The following is a 20,572-nucleotide window of genomic DNA, read 5'->3' on the forward strand; positions in this document are numbered from 1 at the left end:
GCTCGACTTGCATGTGTTAGGCCTGCCGCCAGCGTTCAATCTGAGCCATGATCAAACTCTTCAATTTAAGATTTTGTTCGGCTCAATGAATACTGAACATTACATAAGTAATGTTTGAATTGACTGTGCTGAGTCTTTCGACTCAATGGTCACTTCGTTTCATTGAAACCTAATTTGAAGCCGAAGCTTCTAATTGGATTATCATCAACGAGTGCCCACACAGATTGATAGGTCTATATTGTTAAAGAGCTTGCTTCGTAAGCTTTGCTATCGAAGCGGAGGCGTATTCTAAGGAATTAATTTTCAGTGTCAAACACTTTTTTAAATTAATTTTTAGAAGTTTTCTTTCGCCTTCTTGCCAACCGCTTTTGCGTTTCCGCTTTGCCCTGACAACGGAGGCGCATTATAGGGAGATGATTTTTCTTGGCAACCCCTTTTCAGAAAAAAAATCAAAAAAAAGCGTCGAATGATTAAATCTCACTCAAACGCTTAATTTTAGCACTCAGTTGTTAACTTCAAGTAGCAAATAGGCAATCAATATGTGTCTAGCCAAGACTCTTCAAAGCCTGTGATATCGAGACTCATTGATTGCGCCGCTTCGATTTGCTCGATAGCCTCCAATTCTTTATTTACACTGCTCATCGTCAGTGTGTTGTTGTCTAGCTCAAACACCTGACTTTGAGTCGTATAGTAGAACTTAAGGATCGTCAGCGCTTTTACATCGCCATTGTTCGCGGCTGCTTTAATGCTTTTTAGTTTACGAAAGATCTTGTTGTGCAGCTGCTTGAGTTTCCAAACGTACAGCACTTCTTCCATGTATGGTCGAGTTTTAATTTGATTCAATAAAGAGAGGGAAGTTGCAACTGCGAGAACGACACCAATCAAATTCCAATGGAAATTGCCCGTTGATTGTTCTGGTACGACTTCAGTGTTGCCAAACAAAACAATCAACAAGGTACTAAAGGCAAGAGAGGAGATGGCGAGCAACGCAACAAAACCGCCAATCACAAGGTTTACTTTCTTTTTATAAATGTCTTTATTTATCTGTTTGATTTCCATATACCACTCCTAACAGGGTTGCCTCCTATTCTAACCAGCACACCCAGCTCCACAATCGAAGCTTTGTAAGTAAGTTCACATTTGCTATTAAACTCGCATCCCTTCCCTGCTTGGGTATATACTTCCGCGCATTCACTCTTCCTATATAGAGGCTAAATTCATGCGCTCTTTTGTTTTACGAGCTCGCGCGGCGCCAACCACCAGCAAAGCACTGTTAGAAGGTGTTGGTAATGAAGCGCATACAGAGATTCTTGCTCATACCATGATGAACACGATGTTCGTTGCTCAATCACACCGTGAAGATGTGGTTGTTCACTTGGTTTTAGAAAGCACAAAAGATTTCTCACGCACCATTACTATTCGCTCTAACGACATCACCAACATTGGCGGCTTCCATGAGTCAACCTTGATTGCAGCAGTGGCTCGCGCTTTGGATGCTTCGGTTGGTATGGGCAAAGAGCAACTTCGTGAAGTCGAACCTGGTATTACCGTTCGTACAGTGAGCTTTGAACGCCTAGTACAAGAGCTGGCAGAAGATCACCAACTATATATGCTGGATAAGAAAGGCGAATTTGTTCGTGATGCAGAAATTGGTGAAAATCCATGTTTCTTGCTAACTGACCATATACCGATGCCGAAGAAGTCTTTTAACAGCTTGAAGCGCCTTGGCACAGAGAAAATCAGCTTAGGTCCTAAGATGCTTTTCGCTTCTCAGTGTGTGGTATTGATCCACAATGAGTTGGACATTCGCGAATTTTAATTCTCGCGAGTTAATCACTCTATAAAAGAAAGAGGACTCCATTGAGTCCTCTTTTTGTTTCTATAGGAATGCTACGTTTACTTACCACCAATGCTCAAGCGTGCAAAGCGAACGTCTGGCGAGAAGAAAGTGCGGCTATCGTTAATTAACTGAGTATCACCCACTGCCTCAACTTCTTGCAGCATCTTGTAGAAGTTACCCGCTACTGTAATACCACGTACTGGTTGAATGCGCTCACCATCACGGCACAAGAAGCCACTCGCCCCAAATGAGAAATCACCACTCACTGCATCCGCACCAGAATGGACACCTTGAAGCTCGACTAACTCTAGGTACTCTCCCGCTTTTACTTCTGATGCACTGCTGTTGCCTGTCGCAATCACTTTGTGATTCGCTGATACGTCTAGGCTCGATTTTGCACCGCGAGCGGCACTTGCTGTCGAGACTGCGCCCAAGTAACTTGCGGTCTGGCTGTTGTGTAGCAAGGTTTTCAACTCACCATTAGCAATCATGACATTATCTTGAGTAGCGAAGCCTTCACTATCAAAACTCGCGATTGCCATACCATTTGGCATGTAAGCCGTATCAGTAAAGGTAATTAAATCACTCGCAACACGTTGACCAAGCTTGTCACCCAGTGGCGTAATGCCTTTCATCGCGCTTACGCCAGAGAAAGCACTGCCGAAAGCACCGAATAAACTTGCTAGCGCATTGATGTGGAAAATAGCAGGGTAGTTACCTGTCGCAACCGGAGCGCCTTCCAGAAGATCACGAGCAAGGTTGTAGCCACCTTCTATACAGTAAGCTGGATTCAACTCATCAAAACGGCGACCCAGTGACATTCTACCCGCCATTGACTGTTTGCCGTCTTTTTCAAACAAGGTATACGCGTAACAAGTGAACGAGCGCTCGAAGTGTTGACACAATGTGCCTTGAGTATTGGCAATGATCAGTTGTGTTTCGCCATCGCTGTAACCATTGTAAGGTGCGCTAGAAGCGTGAGGTAGAGCGACTACGCCTTGCTCAAGTGCGAGAGACAGCTCAATTTTTTCATCAACAGAAGTCGTATCTTCTTGTGAAATCTCAGCAACATCAGTCGCAATTTGGCTGTTCACGCAACTAATTGTCTGATGTTCATCTTGCTTGGAAAAGCGAGCGCTTTGCAGTGCGTTAGTCAGCATCAAATCTAAGCTTGGTTGCTCTAACGACTCAGAATAGCTCGTTGCAACACGCGCATCTTTCACAACACGAACACCCAGAACTTGGCTTGAGCTTACTTTGTACTCATCCAGCTTTCCTTGGTTCGCTTTCAGAGAAAAGCTACTGTTGCGGTTTACAATGACGTCCGCTTCTGCACCTTGGCGTTTTGCTTCTGATAGGACGTAATCAACCGCATTAAGAAGTTGTTGTTCTTGGCTCATTAGTTACCGCCTCCTACCAGAATGTTATCGACTTTCAGCGTTGGCTGACCGACTGTTGTTGGCACTGAGCCACTCACGGAACCACACATGCCCGGCGCAAGCGCCATGTCCTTACCAACCATGCTGATTTCTTTCAACACTTTTGGACCTGTGCTGATCAGCGTTGCTGTTTTCAGAGGCTTGGTGATTTTGCCATTTTCAATGAGATAAGCTTCACGAACAGCAAAGTTAAACTCACCCGTGCCCGGTTGAACCGAGCCGCCGCCCATCTTCTTCGCATAGATGCCACGTTCGATGCCTGCCAGCATATCATCAAGTGAATGCTCGCCTTCTTCGATAAAGGTGTTACGCATACGCGAGGTTGGTGCGAACTTGTAGTTTTGACGACGACCAGAACCCGTTGGCTCGTAACCTGTCTTCATGCCACCCATTTTATCGACCATAAAGCTGGTTAGCTTACCGTCTTTGATCAATTGAGTGCGCTGAGTCTTCATACCTTCGTCATCAACATGAATCGAGCCCCATTCGTTGGTCATGGTGCCATCATCGACCGCATTCACTGCGGTGTGAGCAACCATTTCGCCCATCTTGTCGTGGAATACTGACGCTTTCTTCGCAACCGAAGTGGTTTCTAGCAAGTGGCCACAAGCTTCGTGGAAGATTACGCCACCAAAGCCGTTACCAATTACCACTGGCATTTCACCCGATGGACAAGCATCTGCGCCAAGTTTTACCAACGCTTGTTGCGCGATAGTTTGACCTAGCTCTTTCGCATCAAGCTGTTCACTGAATTCCCAACCAGCAAGAGCGCCAGGACCTTCCATACCAGAAGACTGCTCATTACCTTTTTGAGCGACAGTATTACCAGCAACTCGTATGTAGTGACGAGTATCGTCAACGTGTAGACCTTCTGAATTGAAGATAGACACTTGTTGTTCACGCTGAAGCACACTGCCAATGAACTGGCTGATATGTTCACTCTCTGCACGTGCAGCTTGGTCAACTTGCAATAGGAAAGCAATTTTAGAATCTAGGTTAGCGTCTTTGCCAAGCGGCATACGACAACCGTGTTGAATTGGGTATCGGTTCAGATTGAGAGAACCTGCTGACGCGATTTGCTCACGCTTATCTTTTGCAGCAAGCAGTGAGGTTACGCGTTTAAGTTCGGCTTCATCGGTGCTGTTGGTGTAACCGTAAAGCACTTTATGACCGAAGAAGAGACGAATACCGATACCAAAATCGATACCCGAGTTTACCTTATCTACCTCGCCAGATGCGATCTGGACAGTGTTGGTTTGATGGTGTTCAACGAATAGCTCAGCGAAATCAGCCCCTAAAAAGAGGGCATGATCGATCACCGCTTTCGCTGTTACAGAATTAAGCATGAAATCTCCTTGCTCGTTGATCGTCCTAGCCTTCCCCACCTTTGAGTTAGACTCTGTTTATAACAGTCACAACTTAAATTGGATGACTCAAAAGCATATTGGCAACGCGTTAAATATTAACACTTTTTTAACCTTGTTTTATGCTAATCCTTGCTAAGTCAAAGAACGATTCGTTACGTATTATGTCGACATCTCACTATTAGATAGTGTCTTGAACTGCCAGTTTCAATGCAGCACGTTATTTACGCTAAATTCTGGTCTCTCTTTACTGCTCTCAAGTCTCATATTTAATCGATTGCCCCCTCTTGGCCGGAAAAAACACGTGCACCGTAACTGAGTGAACTGCTATTATCTTGACGAAATAGTCGGGGGGCCCATGCAGTGAATGCGTCGGCTGAGATCGAAATTCGAGACCCGTTGAACCTGATTCAGTTAGCACTGACGTAGGGAACTATCATCACTTTGCCACTAGCCTGCCTCAAACCTGTATCGACGCAGCTAGCCTCTACGGATCCATACACCGATCTTCAATGGCCAAGTCAGTTCCTATACGTCTTGTAGTAGGAGCGACCATGACGCAGCAATCACAACCTCATTCACATCACACGCCAGCCTTGCCTACCCCTATCGTATTGACCATCGCGGGCTCAGACAGTGGTGGCGGTGCAGGTATTCAAGCCGACATCAAAGCGATGTCCGCAACCGGCAGTTTTGCTTGCTCGGTAATCACGGCGATTACTTCGCAAAATACCCAAGGCGTTTCTGCGATTTTCCCCATTCCTCTCGACCATGTAGAGAGCCAACTTGATGCAGTATTTACCGACCTCAACATCGTTGCAGTCAAAGTGGGCATGCTGGCAGATTCCAACATCATCAAAGTCGTTGCAGACAAAATTAAACAATACCAGCCAAAACACCTCGTGATTGACCCTGTGATGGTGGCCACCAGCGGCGATCTATTACTGGAACAGTCGGCAATCAGCACTTTAAAAGAAGAATTGATTCCGCTCGCAGACATCATTACCCCTAACCTACCCGAAGGCGCAGCATTGACGGGTAAGCCAATGCCTCAATCAGAATCTGAAATGAACGATATGATTACCGACCTTCGTGCGCTTGGCGCCAAAGCTATTCTGCTCAAAGGCGGTCACCTTGAAGAAAATGAAAACAGCAACGATCTGCTTATCATGCAAGACAGTGCCGAGTTAATTAGCGCCAAGCGATTTCCAACCAAAAACACTCATGGCACAGGCTGTACACTTTCTTCCGCCATTGCGTCTTATCTTGGCCAAGGCAACAACCTACACAAAGCGGTGCACCTGGGTAAGCAGTACATCAGCCAAGCTATCGCACACGCTGATGAATTGGATGTAGGTAAAGGCCATGGCCCTGTGAACCACTTTTTTGCGGGTCATACTTATGTTCGCTAACGCGATTGGCATTCAGCTTTCCGATGCTAGTCTGCGATACAAAGACAGCCAAACACCAACGCTAGCAGGGTTGAGTATGACTATTCCTGCTAATCAATGGACAGTGTTACTTGGTCGCAGTGGCTGCGGGAAAACCACAATATTGCGTTACTTAGCTGGCCTACTGGATGACCAAGTTGACTGGCATGGCGAACTCATCACAACGGATGGCGCTGCACTGCATGACCGTATCGCTTACATGGCTCAGCAGGATTTATTGCTACCGTGGTTGAATGTGTTAGACAACGTCTGCCTCAGTTCTCGATTTTCTCAAGTGCAAGCACCAGAGCAAAATAGACAACGTGCACTGACTTTACTAAGCCAAGTGGGACTCGCCGATTACGCGGATGCTAAGCCAGCTCAGCTCTCTGGCGGCATGAGACAACGTGTTGCCCTTGCTCGCACTCTGATGCAAGACAAGCCTCTAGTTCTGATGGATGAGCCTTTCTCTGCACTGGACGCGGTTACTCGTCATAAGTTGCAAACCTTGTCTGCCGAATTGCTGAAAGATAAGACGGTTGTTCTGATTACCCACGACCCACAAGAAGCGGTGCGATTAGCTCACCAACTCTATGTGTTGCAAGGCACACCTGCGCAAGCTCAGCACTTGGTCGTTCCAGACTCCAAGCCGCCCCGAGTTCTCGATGGAGAGTGCGCGGCGTTACAACAAGCGATTTTGGATCAACTGGAGAAAGACTATGAGTGATATGACTCAGTACAACTCCGTTTCGGCACGCATTAGTAAAAAAGAACGCGTGACCCATCCGGCTCTGCGCTTGGTCATTAGCACAGCGGTGATCTTGGGATTGTGGCAGTTGATTGTTGTGGTATTCGACATGCCAAGCTTCATCTTACCTTCACCAATTGAAGTGCTGGATAGATTGGTCACTCGTTACGATGTCTTGCTCAAACATACTTGGGTTACCGCGCAAGAGATTTTACTTGGTTTGGCGCTTGGATTATCAATGGGTTTGCTGTTCGCATTGCAAATGCTGATGTTCGAACCGCTGAAGCGTTGGTTACTGCCCATTCTGATTGCTAGCCAAGCGATCCCTGTGTTCGCCATCGCGCCAGTACTCATGCTTTGGCTGGGTTACGGCATTGCATCGAAAGTCGTCATGGCGGCGATCATCATCTTTTTCCCCGTCACCACATGTTGCTACGACGGCTTACGTAATACACCAACAGGTTACCTCGACCTTGCCAAGACCATGGGCGCGTCTAAATGGCAGTTACTTCGTCATATTCAATTGCCAGCCGCCCTACCAACTTTAGCCTCAGGCATTCGTGTTGCCGTCGTTATTGCGCCGATTGGAGCAGTGGTCGGTGAGTGGGTAGGTTCAAGTGAAGGCTTGGGTTATCTGATGCTCCAAGCTAATGCTCGCATGATCATTGATGAGATGTTTGCGGCGCTGTTTATCCTAGCCGTGCTGTCTATCTCACTCTACTTCATCACCGATAAATTATTGAAAAAAGCCATCCCTTGGGAAAGCAAATAATTACAGAAAATAACCAAAGAAAATTGGGAAAGAAAAGGAAGAACCCCGTGAATAAAAACAAACTTATGAGCGCTGCTGCTCTACTCGCTTCAGTGGTATCAACCAATGTGCTTGCAGCAGAAAAAGAGATGACACTGATGTTGGATTGGTTCGTCAACCCAAATCATGGTCCTATCGTGATTGCCAAAGAGCGTGGTTACTTCAAAGAACAAGGTTTGAAGGTCAACATTCAAGAGCCGGCAGATCCAAGCACGCCACCTAAGTTGGTCGCGGCGGGTAAAGTCGACATGGCGATTTCTTACCAACCAAGCCTAACTATCGATGTCGCGGCGGGTTTGCCACTAATCCGCTCTGCGACTTTGATTGCTACGCCACTCAACACGTTGATGGTGCTGGATAACGGTAAGAATGAAAACCTTGGCGACTTGAAAGGCAAGAAGATCGGTATTGCGATCGCAGGCAACGAAGAAGCGACAATCGGCACCATGCTAGCGCAAGAAAACGTGAAGTTTTCTGACGTACAAATCATCAACGTAGGTTGGGCGCTGTCTTCGTCTCTTGCGTCTGGCAAGGTGGATGCGATTTGGGGCGGTCTACGTAACTTCGAAACCAACCAACTGGCACTAGAAGGTTATAAAGCTAAGGCCTTCTTCCCTGAAGAACACGGCGTGCCAGCGTATGACGAGTTAGTCTTCGTAGCCAATGCAAAAAACTACGACAAAGAAGCCATCAAGGCATTCAACAAAGCACTAGAGCAAGCGACCACTTACATCGTTAACCATCCAAAAGAGTCGTGGAAAGAGTTCGTGGCTTATTCACCAGACACGCTCAACAACGAGCTTAACCAACGCGCTTGGAACGACACGCTAACTCGTTTCGCTCTTCGTCCATCCGCAGTAGATCTGAAACGCTACGATGATTATGCGCAGTTCATGTATTCACAAAACATCATCGAAACACTGCCAAAAGCGAAAGATTACGTACCGAGCTTTGACTAATTCTACTGACCTTAGGATCTAAGCCTAGGGTCTTTTGATAACGAGATACTCATAATGAAATACCAAGATTTGATCGACGCTTGCCGCCAAGATTGGCAAGAATACACTGAGCATGCTTTCGTGCAGCAATTGGCGCAAGGCACTCTGGCTCAGCCTTGTTTTCTGCATTACCTAAAGCAGGATTTTCTTTTCCTAAAGCAGTACGCACGAGCTTACGCATTAGCGATCTACAAAGCACGTACTTTGGATGACATGCGCCGTGCCCTACCAAGCGTACACGCATTGCTCGATTCTGAAATCGCCCACCACGTGACTTACTGTGAGCAATGGGGACTGACAGAATCCGACTTAGAAAACGAGCCAGAAGATTTCGGCACTGTGGCTTACACCCGTTACGTATTAGATGCTGGCATGACGGGCGATCTTGTTGATCTATACGCGGCACTAGCACCATGCTCTATCGGTTATGCCGTAATCGGTAAGATGCTGATTGAAGACGAAAGCACTGTGCTCGAAGGTAACCCATACGCAAGTTGGATCAACCTCTACGGTGGTGAGGAATTCCAATCTGGTGTCGCAAAAGGTGCAGAACACTTTAATCAGTTATTGGCGGAAATCGATATCAATAGTCAGCGTGGTCAAAACCTGATTCAGGTATTCAAAACTGCAACGCGTATGGAAGTGGCATTCTGGCAACAAGGTCTAAACGCTCAGCAAGATTAATCGGAGAGTCTCATGTTAATTGAACAAATCACCCAAGCATTAACCGCAGTACGCCAGCAAAAGCCGTTAGTCGTCAACATCACTAACTACGTGGTGATGAATAACACAGCAAACGCACTATTAGCGATCGGCGCTTCTCCAATCATGGCGCACTCCAAACAAGAGATGGCAGAGATGATGTCGTTCGCTGGCGCACTGGTTATCAACATCGGTACCCTAGACAGCGTTTGGACACCGCGCATGAGCTATGCCGTAGAGCAAGCCAATTCCAATGGTAAAATCGTTGTACTCGACCCTGTCGGTTGCGGAGCAAGCTCACTACGTACCGAGACATCACGTGAGATCGCACGCCTTGCAAACAAGCTGATCATTCGTGGTAACGCCTCAGAAATCATTGCACTCGCTGGCGAGCAAGCACAAAGCAAAGGCGTCGATGCGTTAGACAGCAGCGACGCAGCACTTGGCGCAGCGAACTTCTTAGTCTTAGAGTACGGCGCGAGCGTAGTGATTTCTGGCGAGACTGATTACATCGTCACGAAAGGGCAAACCGTGCAGCTAAACAACGGTCATGAGATGATGCCTTACGTAACCGGAATGGGCTGTACACTAACGGCACTGACGGGTGCTTTTGCTGCAGTTGGTGATAACACCGGACTTGCTGCGGCAGCGGTGCTTGGCGTTGTGGGTGAAATTGCGGCTGAGCAAGCGCGAGGGCCAGGTAGCTTGCAAATGCATCTTTTGGATGAGCTTTACCAACTGGATGAAAAAACACTGGCAAAACGCCTAAAACTGCAAGTGAGCTAAGCTTTTCTCTCTTTTAACACTAGCCTCTCAATCCTCTTTCAATGAGAGGCTTAAAGGAAACCCAATGAACGCCTATCGTTTATATTTGGTCACCGATGACCAACAAGATTTAGCCACACTAAAGCGTGTTGTGAGAAAAGCCGTGGAAGGTGGCGTGACTATGGTACAAGTTCGCGAAAAACACGGCGATGTGCGTGCGTTTATCGAACGTGCTCAAGCCGTCAAAGACATCCTTAAAGATACCGATGTGCCTTTAGTCATCAATGACCGCGTAGATGTCGCACTGGCTGTCGATGCTGATGGGGTTCACCTCGGGCAATCAGACATGCCAGCAAATATCGCTCGTGAGTTGATTGGAGCAAACAAAATCCTCGGCTTATCCATCGAAAATGAAGAGCAGCTTGCAGAAGCGGACTCTCTTCCGATTGATTACATCGGCTTGAGCGCAATCTTCGCGACGCCGACCAAAACCAACACCAAGAAGTTCTGGGGTATTGATGGCTTGAAGATGGCGTTAGAGACGACTTCACTGCCGATTGTTGCCATTGGCGGCATTAACGAAAGTAACATTCCGCAACTCAGCGCCACTGGTGTTCATGGCTTAGCTTTGGTTTCAGCGATTTGCCACGCAGAAGATCCAAAAGCCGCATCGGAATATTTATTAGGGTTGATGAGCTAACCTTGCTCACGCCTGAACAAAGCGCTTATGGATGAGCGCGTTTGCCTTTCAGTACTTTCAACAACCTCTCCTTTCACAACGAAGAGCTGCAATGTCACTTTCACGCTCGAATTGACAGAGCGTTGATAAGTTTTTCACGCCAGATAACGTAAGATAAGCCCCTTATTTTAACGTGGTTGAATAACCCTCAATAAAAACAAAACGCTCTCAATGAAAACCAAAAAATATGGATTGATGATGCTCGCCTTGTTTGTTCTTGGCATCATCCCAATGTCGCTGTTTGGCTCTTATCACAATCTCACTTCACAAGTGCCTGAAAGTCTGGGTATTACTTTTACTTTGCTCACAGATTCTGCTGGTAGCAAAGGCTTTTTAATTACGTTAACACTGCTACTGCTTTCTTTATTTCGCTTTAAACCAAGTCGCATTGAGTGGATACAAAAACTCTCAATGTTAGGGTTGTTACTGGTGATTGGTTTTGCCAGCAAAACGGGGCTAAAACTGATGACAGAAAGCCCGCGTCCCTACACGGAATTGCTCGCAGCAGAACAATTGATTGAGCACCCAGACGCGTTTTATCAGTTGGATACAAAGCAGCAAGCCAACGTAATTAACCAGATTTCTGAACACGTCAGTGATTGGCGAACGCGCCATTGGCAAGGCGAAAAAGACTATTCTTTCCCATCCGGCCATACGATTTTCGTTTCGATTTGTTTGGCTTTCTTTGGCGGGTTGTTCTTACAGAATAAGTGCTATATCTCTGCACTGTCATTATGGATGTGGGGAATGAGCGTCTCATATAGCCGCTTATGGCTGGGTATGCATCGCCCTGAAGATTTAATAGGCTCAGTCTTGTTTGTCGCGATTGTATTTACTTTACTCCCGACATTTCAGATTAAAAAACAGATGCCGTTTGTTTCTCTTGCTTCGCGCTAATGTGAACGATTACTAGATAAAAAAGAAGCCAGCGATTCGCTGGCTTCTTGCTTTAAAACGCTACTTTTTTCTAACCATTTCTTGGTGGTTCAAACGCTGTTAGTTCTAATTCTGGGCCAGTGTATTTTTCAATACGAACCAGTGCCGAGTTCGCCGCACAGCCGTTTGCAAGTCGAGAGGTCGGAATATCCAACGTTAACACGTTACAACCGCCGTTCTTACAAATGCCGGTTTTCGGATCCAGATCCGGCCAGCCGCCTTCATGAATACACACTGAACCTTGCTTGATTCGGTCAGTCACTTCTGCACCAACCAATACTTGGCCACGGTTGTTAAACGCACGAACTAAATCGCCCGTTTTAATACCACGCGCTTTCGCATCTTCAGGGTGAATCCAAATAGGTTCACGGTTTGCAATTGCGTACTCTTCGCGAATCTTCGCGTAGTTAAACTGGCTGTGTAGACGATGCGCTGCGTGCGCGGTCATTAGCTGCAACTCGCCGTCTTTTGCATTGCCAGTGTACTCGGTTGGTGCCATCCACGTTGGGTGTGGAGGACAGTCTTCCAACTGATAACCTTCAATGGTTTTCGAGAAGATTTCGATCTTACCACTTGGTGTACCGAGTGGATTCATGATCGGGTCTTCACGGAAATCCGCGTAACGAACAAACTGTGCGCTCTTCTCGTTCCACTTCATCTCGATCAGTTGGTTATCTTCCCAGAACTTGCTAAAGTTCGGCATTGCTACGCGAGAGCCACGGCCACCTTGTTGCGCCGCCTTGTAGAAGCCGTACAGCCATTCCATTTCAGTTTTGCCTTCGGTGTACACATCACGGCCACCCGGTGCTAGCATCTCTGCCATGTCCGCGAATACATCGAAGTCATTACGCGCTTCACCTTGCGGCTCAATCACTTGCTTCATTGGCACCAAGTGTTGGTTACTGTAGTCACCTGTCATCGTTAAGTCGTTACGCTCAAACGATGTGGTGATTGGCAGAACGATGTCCGCATGCTTCGCAGCCGCCGTCCAGTAAGGCTCTGAAATCACGATCAGTTCAGGCTTTTGCCACGCTTTAATCAAGCGGTTGGTGTCTTGGTGATGAGTAAAGTTCGCACCACCTGCCCACCAAATCATCTTGATGTCCGGGAACGTCAGTTCATGACCGTTATGATGGTAGGATTGACCTGGGTTTTCCAACGCCTCGACAATACGCGCCACAGGGAAGCTTTGCACCGCGCCAGACACCGCCCAGTCGTTACCCGCAGAAGAGCCACCACCCAGTGATGCCGAAATCGCAGGAAGCACGCCAGCATCACGAGCAGGGTTACCACCGTTTGAGTAGTGGTAAGAGAAACCAAAACCACCGCCCGGTAAACCGATCTGACCCAACATCGTTGCCAGTGTAACCAGCATCCAGTGACGCTGCTCACCGTATTGTTGGCGCTGCATGCCCCAACCCGCCATCAGCATGGTGCGGTTTTTACTGAAGATGTCAGCCAGTAGCTCAAGTTGCTTCGCAGGTACGCCACAGATTTGTGATGCCCATTCTGCTGATTTTTCTACGCCGTCTTCTTCGCCCATCAGGTACGCTTCAAACTTGTCGTAACCTGCGGTGTATTTATCGAGGAAGGCTTTATCGTGCTTACCTTGTTTCACTAAGGTGTGTGCGATACCCATCATCATTGCCACGTCGGTCATTGGGTGAGGAGCAATCCACTCCGCATTCTCACCAAAGAACTCGATGGTTTCAGAACGAATAGGGTCAATAGCGATAACCGTCTTGCCTGATTTTTTCAACTGATGGAAGAACTCAAGACCAGCACAGTCTGTTGAGCTCCACGCGATTTTTAGAGTGTTGATCGGGTTTAAGCCCCAAAGCACAACCACATCGCTGTGCTCTAGTACCACTGGGTACGTGGTTTGTTGCTCATACACTTCGATAGAGCCCACAACGTGCGGCATGATGACCTGCGCAGCACCCGTTGAGTAGTCACCCAAGTGGCCTGAATAGCCGCCCGCCATGCTCATGTAACGTTGCAGCAAGGTTTGTGCTTTGTGCAGCACGCCACTTGAGCGCCAGCCGTAAGAGCCTGCAAACACAGAAGCCGGGCCATATTCTTTGCGAATTCGCATGTGTTGTTCGTGGATCAGCTTGTAAGCCTCATCCCAAGACACACGCGCAAACTCATCACTACCGCGCACACCTTCTGGCGACGATGGGTTTGCCAAGTAACCTTTGCGAACCATTGGGTACTTAACACGCGCTTTAGTGTGCACTTGGTCAGGACCGGTGCTTTGTAGGCTGTTTGGTACCGTTTGTGGCAATGCATTCGTGGTTGAAACCAGCTTACCGTCTTGCACTTCACACAGCATTGGGCCCATGCGGCCCGCCGTTAGAATGCCTTTGCCGCGAGCATTAGAAGACGCAACAGACATAGGTGCAAATGAAGTGAATGCCATTGCACCAGCCGCCATACCAGTGCCTTTTAGAAATCCGCGACGGGTCATATTAGTCATAATCTTATCCTTCTATTTATCGTTAGTGACCAACCACATCTTTCGCGTGGTGCTGGAAGAACTTGGTTAGAATTTCTAGGTTCTCGGCTGAAATATCAGTTCGATCACCCATACTTTTCGCTACCGGTCCCCATGCATTCACTGTGAAGTGATTTGAAGGAATTTTCGCGTGACAAGTTGCACAGTAAACGTTGTCCAACTCTTCTGCGTATGACCATACTGGTTCAAGCGTGTCAACAACTGGAGAATCAATAGCGCCAGTTAAAGAAACCGCGCGCCATTCGTTGCCGTAAACATCTGCCTCAAATTCACCAGTTTCAAGCGCTTGTTGGCCTTGCTCTGTTAGCGTTGCTACGATGGCACGTTGACCTTCTCCCATGTAAAGCACTTGCTCTGCGCCTTTCATTTGGAATGCGTTCAACTTAACAGTGCGGTTGTCGCCTTCAGAGCTGATTACTTCCAACTTCGTCGTTGGGTTAATTTTACCCATCTCACCCATTGCGATTTCAGTCACAGGGTAAACGACTTTGGCACCAGGTGATGTTTTTGTGGTGAAGCTCATCAACGTTTCAAATGCCTTGCTGTCTAGCTCTGCTTCTGGTGCAAAGTGCGCCACACCTTTATGACAATCGATACACGTTTGATCGTTTGCTTTCGCGTAAGCGTGCATCTTCGCCGCATCACGTGATTGCTCAAACTCTTCCATTGCATCGAAATCATGACACGAACGACACGTCGCTGAATCATTTTCACGGAACTGAGCCCATACCGTTTCAGCCATATCTTTACGATGTGCTTCATATTTCTCTGGCGTGTCGATCTTACCTGTCACAAATTCATGGTAGATGTCTTTCGACGCGCGAATTTTGGTGATCAGGTAATCCATTGGTTCTTGAGGAATATGACAGTCAGAACATTCCGCGCGAATGCCTTTCGCATTACTGAAGTGCACTGAGCCTTGGTACTCTTTGTAAGGGGTTTCCATAGAGTGGCACGAGAGACAAAATTCAGTATCTGAGGTGTAATGCATTACTGCCGCACTCCCCCCCAAAGTTAACCAGCCCACACCAATGCCGGCAGCAACCAGCAGTGCAACATATCGTTTTTTTATTGACATAATTAGCAACACTTCCAAATAAAATGTAATTATAGGTCGCAAATTACTACTTTATGGGTAGTCCTCTCTTGATCCACATCATTTCCGTGTTGCTCTGTATGCCTCAAGTATGAAATTTTGTTATTTGCATCTCAAAGATGAATATATGGCAATAATCCATTACCCAGCCAACCATTCACCACATAAATCACTTTTATGAATGCAACTATTTGATTAAACAGATAAGAGGATGAGAGACTGAATCTCCACATTGATGCAGTAAGGACACGCATGTCAGTTTATATCGAGACACACAGAAGCCAATTAAGACCCATCAAAGCCAGTGACTGGGAACTCTTTCAACGATTACTCTCCGAACAAGAGGTTATTGCGCTCTGTTTCGATCGTCCCAGCGAAACAGAAATAAGAGAAAAATTTGCTTCGCGATTATTACCATGGACCCCAAATAGCCAGCATTGGCTTTGCCTTGTAATACTCGATAAGCAATCTGAGCAACCCATCGGCATCACTGGCTTTGCTATTGAAAACGGTAAGGCAGAGGTAGGTTACTTACTTTTGCCGGAATTTCATGGCCAACAGTTTGGAACAGAAACTCTTCAAGCGCTTCTATATTGGGCAACCTCGACACATAACATCAACCACTTTTCCGCGACGGTCACTGAAGGCAATATTGCGTCAGAGCGTGTCCTGATAAAATGTGGTTTCGAACTCATTGAGGTCATTCCAGACGCATACCAAATTGGTGGCAAACCCTACGCCGATAAAATCTACTCACTATATAAATAAGGACGTATTTTGAATAAAGTAGTCATCATTACCGGCGCAAGCCGAGGCATTGGAGCCGCAGCGGCAAAAAAGCTGGCCGAGCAAGGCTATCGCGTTTGCGTTAATTACCGCACTCAGCAAGAGGCCGCCGACCAAGTTGTGGCAGAAATACAAGCAAACGGTGGCAAAGCGATTGCCATCGCCGCAGACGTAGCCGATGAGAAGCAAGTGCTCTCCTTGTTTGATGAAACAGAACGTGAATTTGGTGCAGTGACGCACTTGGTCAACAACGTTGGCATCCTATTTACTCAATCGCCTTTGTCAGAAATCAGCTTGGAACGCTTTCAGAAAGTAATGAACACCAATGTGAATAGCTGTTTTCTCTGCTGTCGAGAAGCGGCGAGGCGATTCAGTGCAGGCGGTGCAATTGTGAATGTCTCCTCTGGAGCGTCGCGCTCAGGCGCGCCATTTGAGTATGTCGATTACGCCACATCAAAAGGCGCGATGGATACCTTAACTAAAGGGCTCTCGCTAGAGTTGGCAGAGCGCAATATTCGCGTCAATGGCGTTCGACCTGGTTTCATTTACACTGATATGCATGCCGACGGCGGAGAACCAAACCGAGTAGATAGACTCAGCCCTCAAATTCCTCTTAAACGCGGTGGCACGGTAGAAGAAGTAGCAAATGCGATCGCTTGGCTATTAAGTGACGAAGCCTCTTATGTCACAGGATCATTTATCGATATTGCAGGGGGCAGATAGAATGCAAGTCCATATCCGACAAGCGATTCCCGATGATTTAGACGAAATTTTTCAGCTTAATTTTCAAATTAATTCACTGCATTTTGCGAATGCGCCAGAAGCCTTTGTTGCGCCATCAGAAGCTGATCGAGAATTTCTTGCACAAGCACTAGAGAACAAAGAGCGACTCTTTTTGATTGCCGAACGCGAACAGCAAATTCTCGGCTTCTTAACCGCGATGATCACCCAAAACGACACCGTCAGTTTTCTGATCAAAGACCCAATTTGTCGCGTGGGAACAATTGTTGTCGATGAAGCGCAAAAGCAGCAAGGAATCGGCCGCCAACTGCTCCTAGCCTGTGAGCAATGGGCGCGCGACGCCAATGCCACACAAATTCGATTGGAAGTGATGGAATTCAATCAGCCAGCACAGCGCTTTTACGATAATCAAGGTTTTAAAACTAACTCACGCATTATGCTGAAACATTTGTAACGATAACGACAATTAAGCGCTTTTCACGACTAAACCCACCTAAATCGTATTTATCGATGCAATTTACCCCCTAATTTTAGAAAAAGACGATATGATGTGCGGATAAGGAGATTCGAACATGATTTATCTTTTCGATTGGGGGAACACCTTGATGGTAGATTTCCCTGAGGCACAAGGAAAAATGTGCGATTGGGAACACGTAGAAGCAGTTCCTCAAGCCAGAGAAACACTAGCAATACTTTCCCAAAATCATCCCATCTACATTGCGACCAGTGCATCTGATTCCAACATGGAAGAGGTTCAGCGTGCATTTGTTCGCGTCGACTTAGACCAATACTTAAATGGCTATTTTTGTTTTGCCAACCTCGGCATCGCTAAAAACCAACCTGAGTTTTATCTCGCCATCGCAAAACAGTTAGGGGTTAACGTGAGTGGAATAACCATGGTTGGCGATTTACCTCACAAAGATATTTACCCTGCAATGAAAGCGGGCGTAAACACAATTTGGTTTAACCCAACGGGCGCTGATGCACCAGCCGAAGCCATTCCTAACCAAATTCGTTGTTTATCTGAGCTTATCCCCTAACCGTTACTAACCTGCACTAATCAAGGAAGATGAATGCAAATCAGATCCATCAAGGTGAGCGATATCGCGCGCTTCACCGCGCTGTGGAATCGAGTGTACTCCGAAGGGGAATTTTTGATTTCTCCAGCACCCGATAACGCAACGCTTCGCAGAATCCTGCAACGTGTGGAAAACGAGTCCATCCCTCAGTTTGTCGCGTTTGACCGCCAAAAACTTATCGGTAGTGTTGAAATCTACCCAGCTGAGATGTGCGGTTACGAAAGAGAGCAACGCCTTCGCGTCGGTATTCTTGGTATTCACATCGACAAAAACTACCGAGGCAAAGGATTGGGGCGAAAACTGTTGGCTGTCGCGATCGCACGTGGTTGGGAATTTGGTTACGACCAAATCGCACTCTACGTATACAAAACCAACACACCAGCGATTGCTTTGTATGAACGGTTTGGATTTGAACATCAGGGGGAACTTGGGGAAGTGACCTTGCCAAATGGTAAAGTCTTGATGAGTCAAAAAATGATATTGTATAAAGCGCAAAGCCGTTCGAAAAGCCCAGATTTGTAGACTCACGATAACCGTTGTTCGCAACACTTATTCGGGGTTAACACCCTTGCGTCACATGCCCTCGAACAATTGAATCGTTAGAGGCTTGATTCACGTAGTAGAAATAGCATGCCTCTTCTGCCAGTGTGTAACCTTGCGGCCAAATGTACACCACGCGATCAACACCCGATTTATCTAAGAACTGATAATCAGGAATAGCGACAAAATGAGCACTGTTTGGGTGCTGCTGACCGATGATGCAAAAATCACTGCCTTTGCACGGCACGTCAATTTTCGAATAACCTCTGGTTGGTAGATCGATTTCTAACAAAGCTCGAATACTATCGGCACTCGCTTCTGGCATGCCTTTGCGTGTTTTGACATGTCGGTCAATGTAGTGAACGTGCTCTTGGCCGTAAGCGTTATCAATCACTGATTGAGCATGAAAGAATTTGAGAGCCGTACCCAAAGAAGACTGAGAACTGTGCAGCATCGCAGCGTATGCTTGGCGATGAATATCGAGTAGTACTGGTAAAGCAGCTAATGCGATGAAAGCCAAAGTGGTAAGCACTATGGTGATTTCCATCAGCGTAAATCCCTTTGATTTCACGTTTCTTATCTCAACTAGCCCAAGACAATAGCCCCACATCCATGTGAGACCGAGCCAATATATCGCCAATTTCTTACGATTAAAGGCTTAAGGGGTAAGAAGAGACAAACACCACTCAAACTTGAGAACAGCAGCCAAAGAGCAGTGTAACAAAACGACGCTATGTGTCAGATATTAGACGGTTTTTACTCTCTAGTTACTGAGTAAAGGCACATTATTTCGCACCAGACCACGACGAACATTCGTGCACATTTTGCCAAAACGACGAATCTCATCGAACTGCGGAACAATGCCGCGCTCCATGGCTGACTCCCAATAAGTGACTTCTGAATCGACCATTTCCAACAATTTCTTCGGACAGCCAATGCACTGCCCTTCTGGTCCACATACAAACGTTTCTGGTTCATAAATTGGTAGTTCCGCTTTTACTTGCTCGATGATGCTACGCATGGCGGTCATTCGATCTGGCTTTACCTTCATCATTCTGCTCCACGGATTAAGATGAAGCAGATTGTACCCACTGATACGCAAATGTCCCTACCCAATTTAGGTATATTCTGTTTGAATCGATTTCTTTATCGTCAGATCCGGCTTTTTAACCACCAAATACACCGCCGTAGCTGCCAGTACGAAACCAGAAATCCCCATCCAATCAAATGACTCTCCAAACGCGAGCCAAGCCTGAATCGCCGTCGTTGGCGGCACCAGGTAGAATACAGAAGCTACGCTCGATGCAGCACCGTTCTTAACCATGTACAGCAGCAGTAGAATAGCTACACAAGAGAGCACGACGACCAACCACAACACAGTCAAAATAAACTCCAGTTCCCACTGCACTTGCATGGTTTCAAACTGCATCGCAACGGGCAGAAACATGACGAGCGCGGCCAAATATTGCACCGTCGCACCACCCACCATATCCACTTGTTGGCAATGTTTTTTCTGATACAGCGTCCCTAGCGTGATACCAACCAAAGCCAATAAACACAAACCGATGGCCAACACTTTATGCTGCTCGGATTGCCACTCCATTTTGCCCATCAACACCATAGCGATACCGACAAAACCAAGAGCCAAACCCAACCATTGCGAGGGTTTAAATTCCTCACGAACAAACGCCACCAGCAAAGCCGCGGTTAAAATCGGTTGAATACCCACCAGCAACGAACTCAACCCAGCAGGCATACCCAAGGCGATAGCGAAATAAGTACCGCCCAGATAGAAACCGTGGATCAACGCACCAACCACACAGCTGTGCCAAAAATCTTTTCCTGTCGGCAACCTTCTACGCAATACCGCCACAAGAACCAAAAACAATAAGACATTGAATGCCATACGGATAGAAAGTAGTGTCGCTGGCTCGGCATATTGCAAACCAAAACGCGCACCAACGAATCCAGAAGCCCAAAGGATGACAAATACAAAAGGGATGGCTCGGATTAACATGATCGCCTCACTCACGCTTGTTT

22 protein-coding genes, 1 rRNA gene and 1 riboswitch are annotated in these 20,572 nt (G+C 46.9%); of the genes, 14 read left to right on the forward strand and 9 right to left on the reverse strand.

The window, feature by feature from the left end:
- Together R7Q47_RS00005 and R7Q47_RS00010 are read right to left on the reverse strand one after the other, a co-directional pair.
- Positions 1–67: ribosomal RNA gene (locus R7Q47_RS00005) — 16S ribosomal RNA — on the reverse strand; the annotation flags it as partial.
- Between the two features lie 467 nt (positions 68–534).
- Positions 535–1,059: a DUF3087 domain-containing protein gene (locus R7Q47_RS00010; RefSeq protein WP_033907183.1), complete on the reverse strand. Its 525-nt coding sequence runs from the start codon at positions 1,057–1,059 to the stop codon at positions 535–537.
- 160 nt (positions 1,060–1,219) lie between these two features.
- Here R7Q47_RS00010 and trmY point away from each other — a divergent pair, with 160 nt between their 5' ends.
- Positions 1,220–1,819 carry a tRNA (pseudouridine(54)-N(1))-methyltransferase TrmY gene (gene trmY / locus R7Q47_RS00015; RefSeq protein ID WP_017634347.1) on the forward strand — a complete coding sequence of 200 codons (600 nt, stop codon included), beginning with the start codon at positions 1,220–1,222 and terminating at the stop codon, positions 1,817–1,819.
- 77 nt (positions 1,820–1,896) lie between these two features.
- Here trmY and R7Q47_RS00020 read toward each other — a convergent pair whose 3' ends face one another.
- Both R7Q47_RS00020 and R7Q47_RS00025 read right to left on the reverse strand, forming a co-directional pair.
- Positions 1,897–3,240 carry a TldD/PmbA family protein gene (locus tag R7Q47_RS00020; RefSeq protein WP_154202162.1) on the reverse strand — a complete coding sequence of 448 codons (1,344 nt, stop codon included), beginning with the start codon at positions 3,238–3,240 and terminating at the stop codon, positions 1,897–1,899.
- Entirely contained in the window at positions 3,240–4,625 is a 1,386-nt protein-coding gene (locus tag R7Q47_RS00025) for a TldD/PmbA family protein (protein ID WP_005435311.1), read from the reverse strand. Before R7Q47_RS00025 ends, R7Q47_RS00020 begins: the two co-directional genes overlap by 1 nt.
- A gap of 356 nt (positions 4,626–4,981) precedes the next feature.
- Positions 4,982–5,092, forward strand: a riboswitch (TPP riboswitch).
- A 105-nt stretch (positions 5,093–5,197) separates the two neighbouring features.
- On the opposite strand from R7Q47_RS00025, the gene thiD reads away from it, so the two are divergent.
- From thiD to R7Q47_RS00065, 8 genes are all read left to right on the forward strand, one after another.
- On the forward strand, positions 5,198–6,055 hold the full coding sequence (thiD, locus tag R7Q47_RS00030) for a bifunctional hydroxymethylpyrimidine kinase/phosphomethylpyrimidine kinase (protein ID WP_005383329.1): 858 nt from the start codon (positions 5,198–5,200) through the stop codon (positions 6,053–6,055).
- On the forward strand, positions 6,045–6,800 hold the full coding sequence (locus tag R7Q47_RS00035; RefSeq protein WP_033907185.1) for an ABC transporter ATP-binding protein: 756 nt from the start codon (positions 6,045–6,047) through the stop codon (positions 6,798–6,800). Before thiD ends, R7Q47_RS00035 begins: the two co-directional genes overlap by 11 nt.
- The gene (locus R7Q47_RS00040) at positions 6,793–7,593 is read left to right on the forward strand and encodes an ABC transporter permease (protein WP_154204137.1); all 801 of its coding nucleotides are present in this window, start codon (positions 6,793–6,795) and stop codon (positions 7,591–7,593) included. The genes R7Q47_RS00035 and R7Q47_RS00040 overlap by 8 nt, the downstream gene beginning before the upstream one ends.
- A 47-nt stretch (positions 7,594–7,640) precedes the next feature.
- Positions 7,641–8,591 carry an ABC transporter substrate-binding protein gene (locus R7Q47_RS00045; RefSeq protein ID WP_005374293.1) on the forward strand — a complete coding sequence of 317 codons (951 nt, stop codon included), beginning with the start codon at positions 7,641–7,643 and terminating at the stop codon, positions 8,589–8,591.
- 54 nt (positions 8,592–8,645) lie between these two features.
- Entirely contained in the window at positions 8,646–9,314 is a 669-nt protein-coding gene (tenA, locus tag R7Q47_RS00050; RefSeq protein ID WP_053304011.1) for a thiaminase II, read from the forward strand.
- A gap of 12 nt (positions 9,315–9,326) precedes the next feature.
- Positions 9,327–10,118: a hydroxyethylthiazole kinase gene (gene thiM, locus R7Q47_RS00055; RefSeq protein ID WP_154204136.1), complete on the forward strand. Its 792-nt coding sequence runs from the start codon at positions 9,327–9,329 to the stop codon at positions 10,116–10,118.
- Between the two features lie 64 nt (positions 10,119–10,182).
- Entirely contained in the window at positions 10,183–10,797 is a 615-nt protein-coding gene (gene thiE, locus R7Q47_RS00060) for a thiamine phosphate synthase (RefSeq protein WP_154204135.1), read from the forward strand.
- 210 nt (positions 10,798–11,007) lie between these two features.
- Positions 11,008–11,733 carry a phosphatase PAP2 family protein gene (locus R7Q47_RS00065; RefSeq protein ID WP_154204134.1) on the forward strand — a complete coding sequence of 242 codons (726 nt, stop codon included), beginning with the start codon at positions 11,008–11,010 and terminating at the stop codon, positions 11,731–11,733.
- A gap of 70 nt (positions 11,734–11,803) precedes the next feature.
- On the opposite strand, the gene R7Q47_RS00070 is transcribed toward R7Q47_RS00065, so the two are convergent.
- Both R7Q47_RS00070 and R7Q47_RS00075 read right to left on the reverse strand, forming a co-directional pair.
- Positions 11,804–14,251 carry a trimethylamine-N-oxide reductase 2 gene (locus R7Q47_RS00070; protein ID WP_248486036.1) on the reverse strand — a complete coding sequence of 816 codons (2,448 nt, stop codon included), beginning with the start codon at positions 14,249–14,251 and terminating at the stop codon, positions 11,804–11,806.
- Between the two features lie 22 nt (positions 14,252–14,273).
- Entirely contained in the window at positions 14,274–15,368 is a 1,095-nt protein-coding gene (locus R7Q47_RS00075; RefSeq protein WP_017634357.1) for a NapC/NirT family cytochrome c, read from the reverse strand.
- A gap of 270 nt (positions 15,369–15,638) precedes the next feature.
- Between R7Q47_RS00075 and R7Q47_RS00080 the strand changes: the two genes are divergently transcribed.
- The 5 genes from R7Q47_RS00080 (at position 15,639) to R7Q47_RS00100 (ending at position 18,514) form a co-directional block, all read left to right on the forward strand.
- Positions 15,639–16,154 carry a GNAT family N-acetyltransferase gene (locus R7Q47_RS00080; RefSeq protein WP_154204132.1) on the forward strand — a complete coding sequence of 172 codons (516 nt, stop codon included), beginning with the start codon at positions 15,639–15,641 and terminating at the stop codon, positions 16,152–16,154.
- Between the two features lie 9 nt (positions 16,155–16,163).
- Positions 16,164–16,895 (forward strand): glucose 1-dehydrogenase, encoded by a 732-nt coding sequence (locus R7Q47_RS00085; protein ID WP_017821007.1) that lies wholly within the window; start codon positions 16,164–16,166, stop codon positions 16,893–16,895.
- Position 16,896: 1 nt separating this feature from the next.
- Positions 16,897–17,367, forward strand: a complete 471-nt coding sequence (locus tag R7Q47_RS00090) for a GNAT family N-acetyltransferase (protein WP_025768770.1) — start codon at positions 16,897–16,899, stop codon at positions 17,365–17,367.
- Positions 17,368–17,485: 118 nt separating this feature from the next.
- Positions 17,486–17,953, forward strand: a complete 468-nt coding sequence (locus R7Q47_RS00095) for an HAD family hydrolase (RefSeq protein WP_025768769.1) — start codon at positions 17,486–17,488, stop codon at positions 17,951–17,953.
- 33 nt (positions 17,954–17,986) lie between these two features.
- Positions 17,987–18,514 carry a GNAT family N-acetyltransferase gene (locus R7Q47_RS00100; RefSeq protein WP_054575248.1) on the forward strand — a complete coding sequence of 176 codons (528 nt, stop codon included), beginning with the start codon at positions 17,987–17,989 and terminating at the stop codon, positions 18,512–18,514.
- A 37-nt stretch (positions 18,515–18,551) separates the two neighbouring features.
- On the opposite strand, the gene R7Q47_RS00105 is transcribed toward R7Q47_RS00100, so the two are convergent.
- The 3 genes from R7Q47_RS00105 to R7Q47_RS00115 all read right to left on the reverse strand — a co-directional run bounded on the left by R7Q47_RS00105 (position 18,552) and on the right by R7Q47_RS00115 (position 20,549).
- Positions 18,552–19,142, reverse strand: a complete 591-nt coding sequence (locus R7Q47_RS00105) for a type II secretion system protein (protein WP_282570049.1) — start codon at positions 19,140–19,142, stop codon at positions 18,552–18,554.
- A 153-nt stretch (positions 19,143–19,295) separates the two neighbouring features.
- Positions 19,296–19,583 carry a hypothetical protein gene (locus R7Q47_RS00110; RefSeq protein ID WP_005374318.1) on the reverse strand — a complete coding sequence of 96 codons (288 nt, stop codon included), beginning with the start codon at positions 19,581–19,583 and terminating at the stop codon, positions 19,296–19,298.
- 66 nt (positions 19,584–19,649) lie between these two features.
- Positions 19,650–20,549 (reverse strand): DMT family transporter, encoded by a 900-nt coding sequence (locus tag R7Q47_RS00115; RefSeq protein ID WP_017634359.1) that lies wholly within the window; start codon positions 20,547–20,549, stop codon positions 19,650–19,652.
- Between the last annotated feature and the right edge of the window lie 23 nt (positions 20,550–20,572).

It is taken from the genome of Vibrio sp. Vb0349, assembly GCF_033338975.1.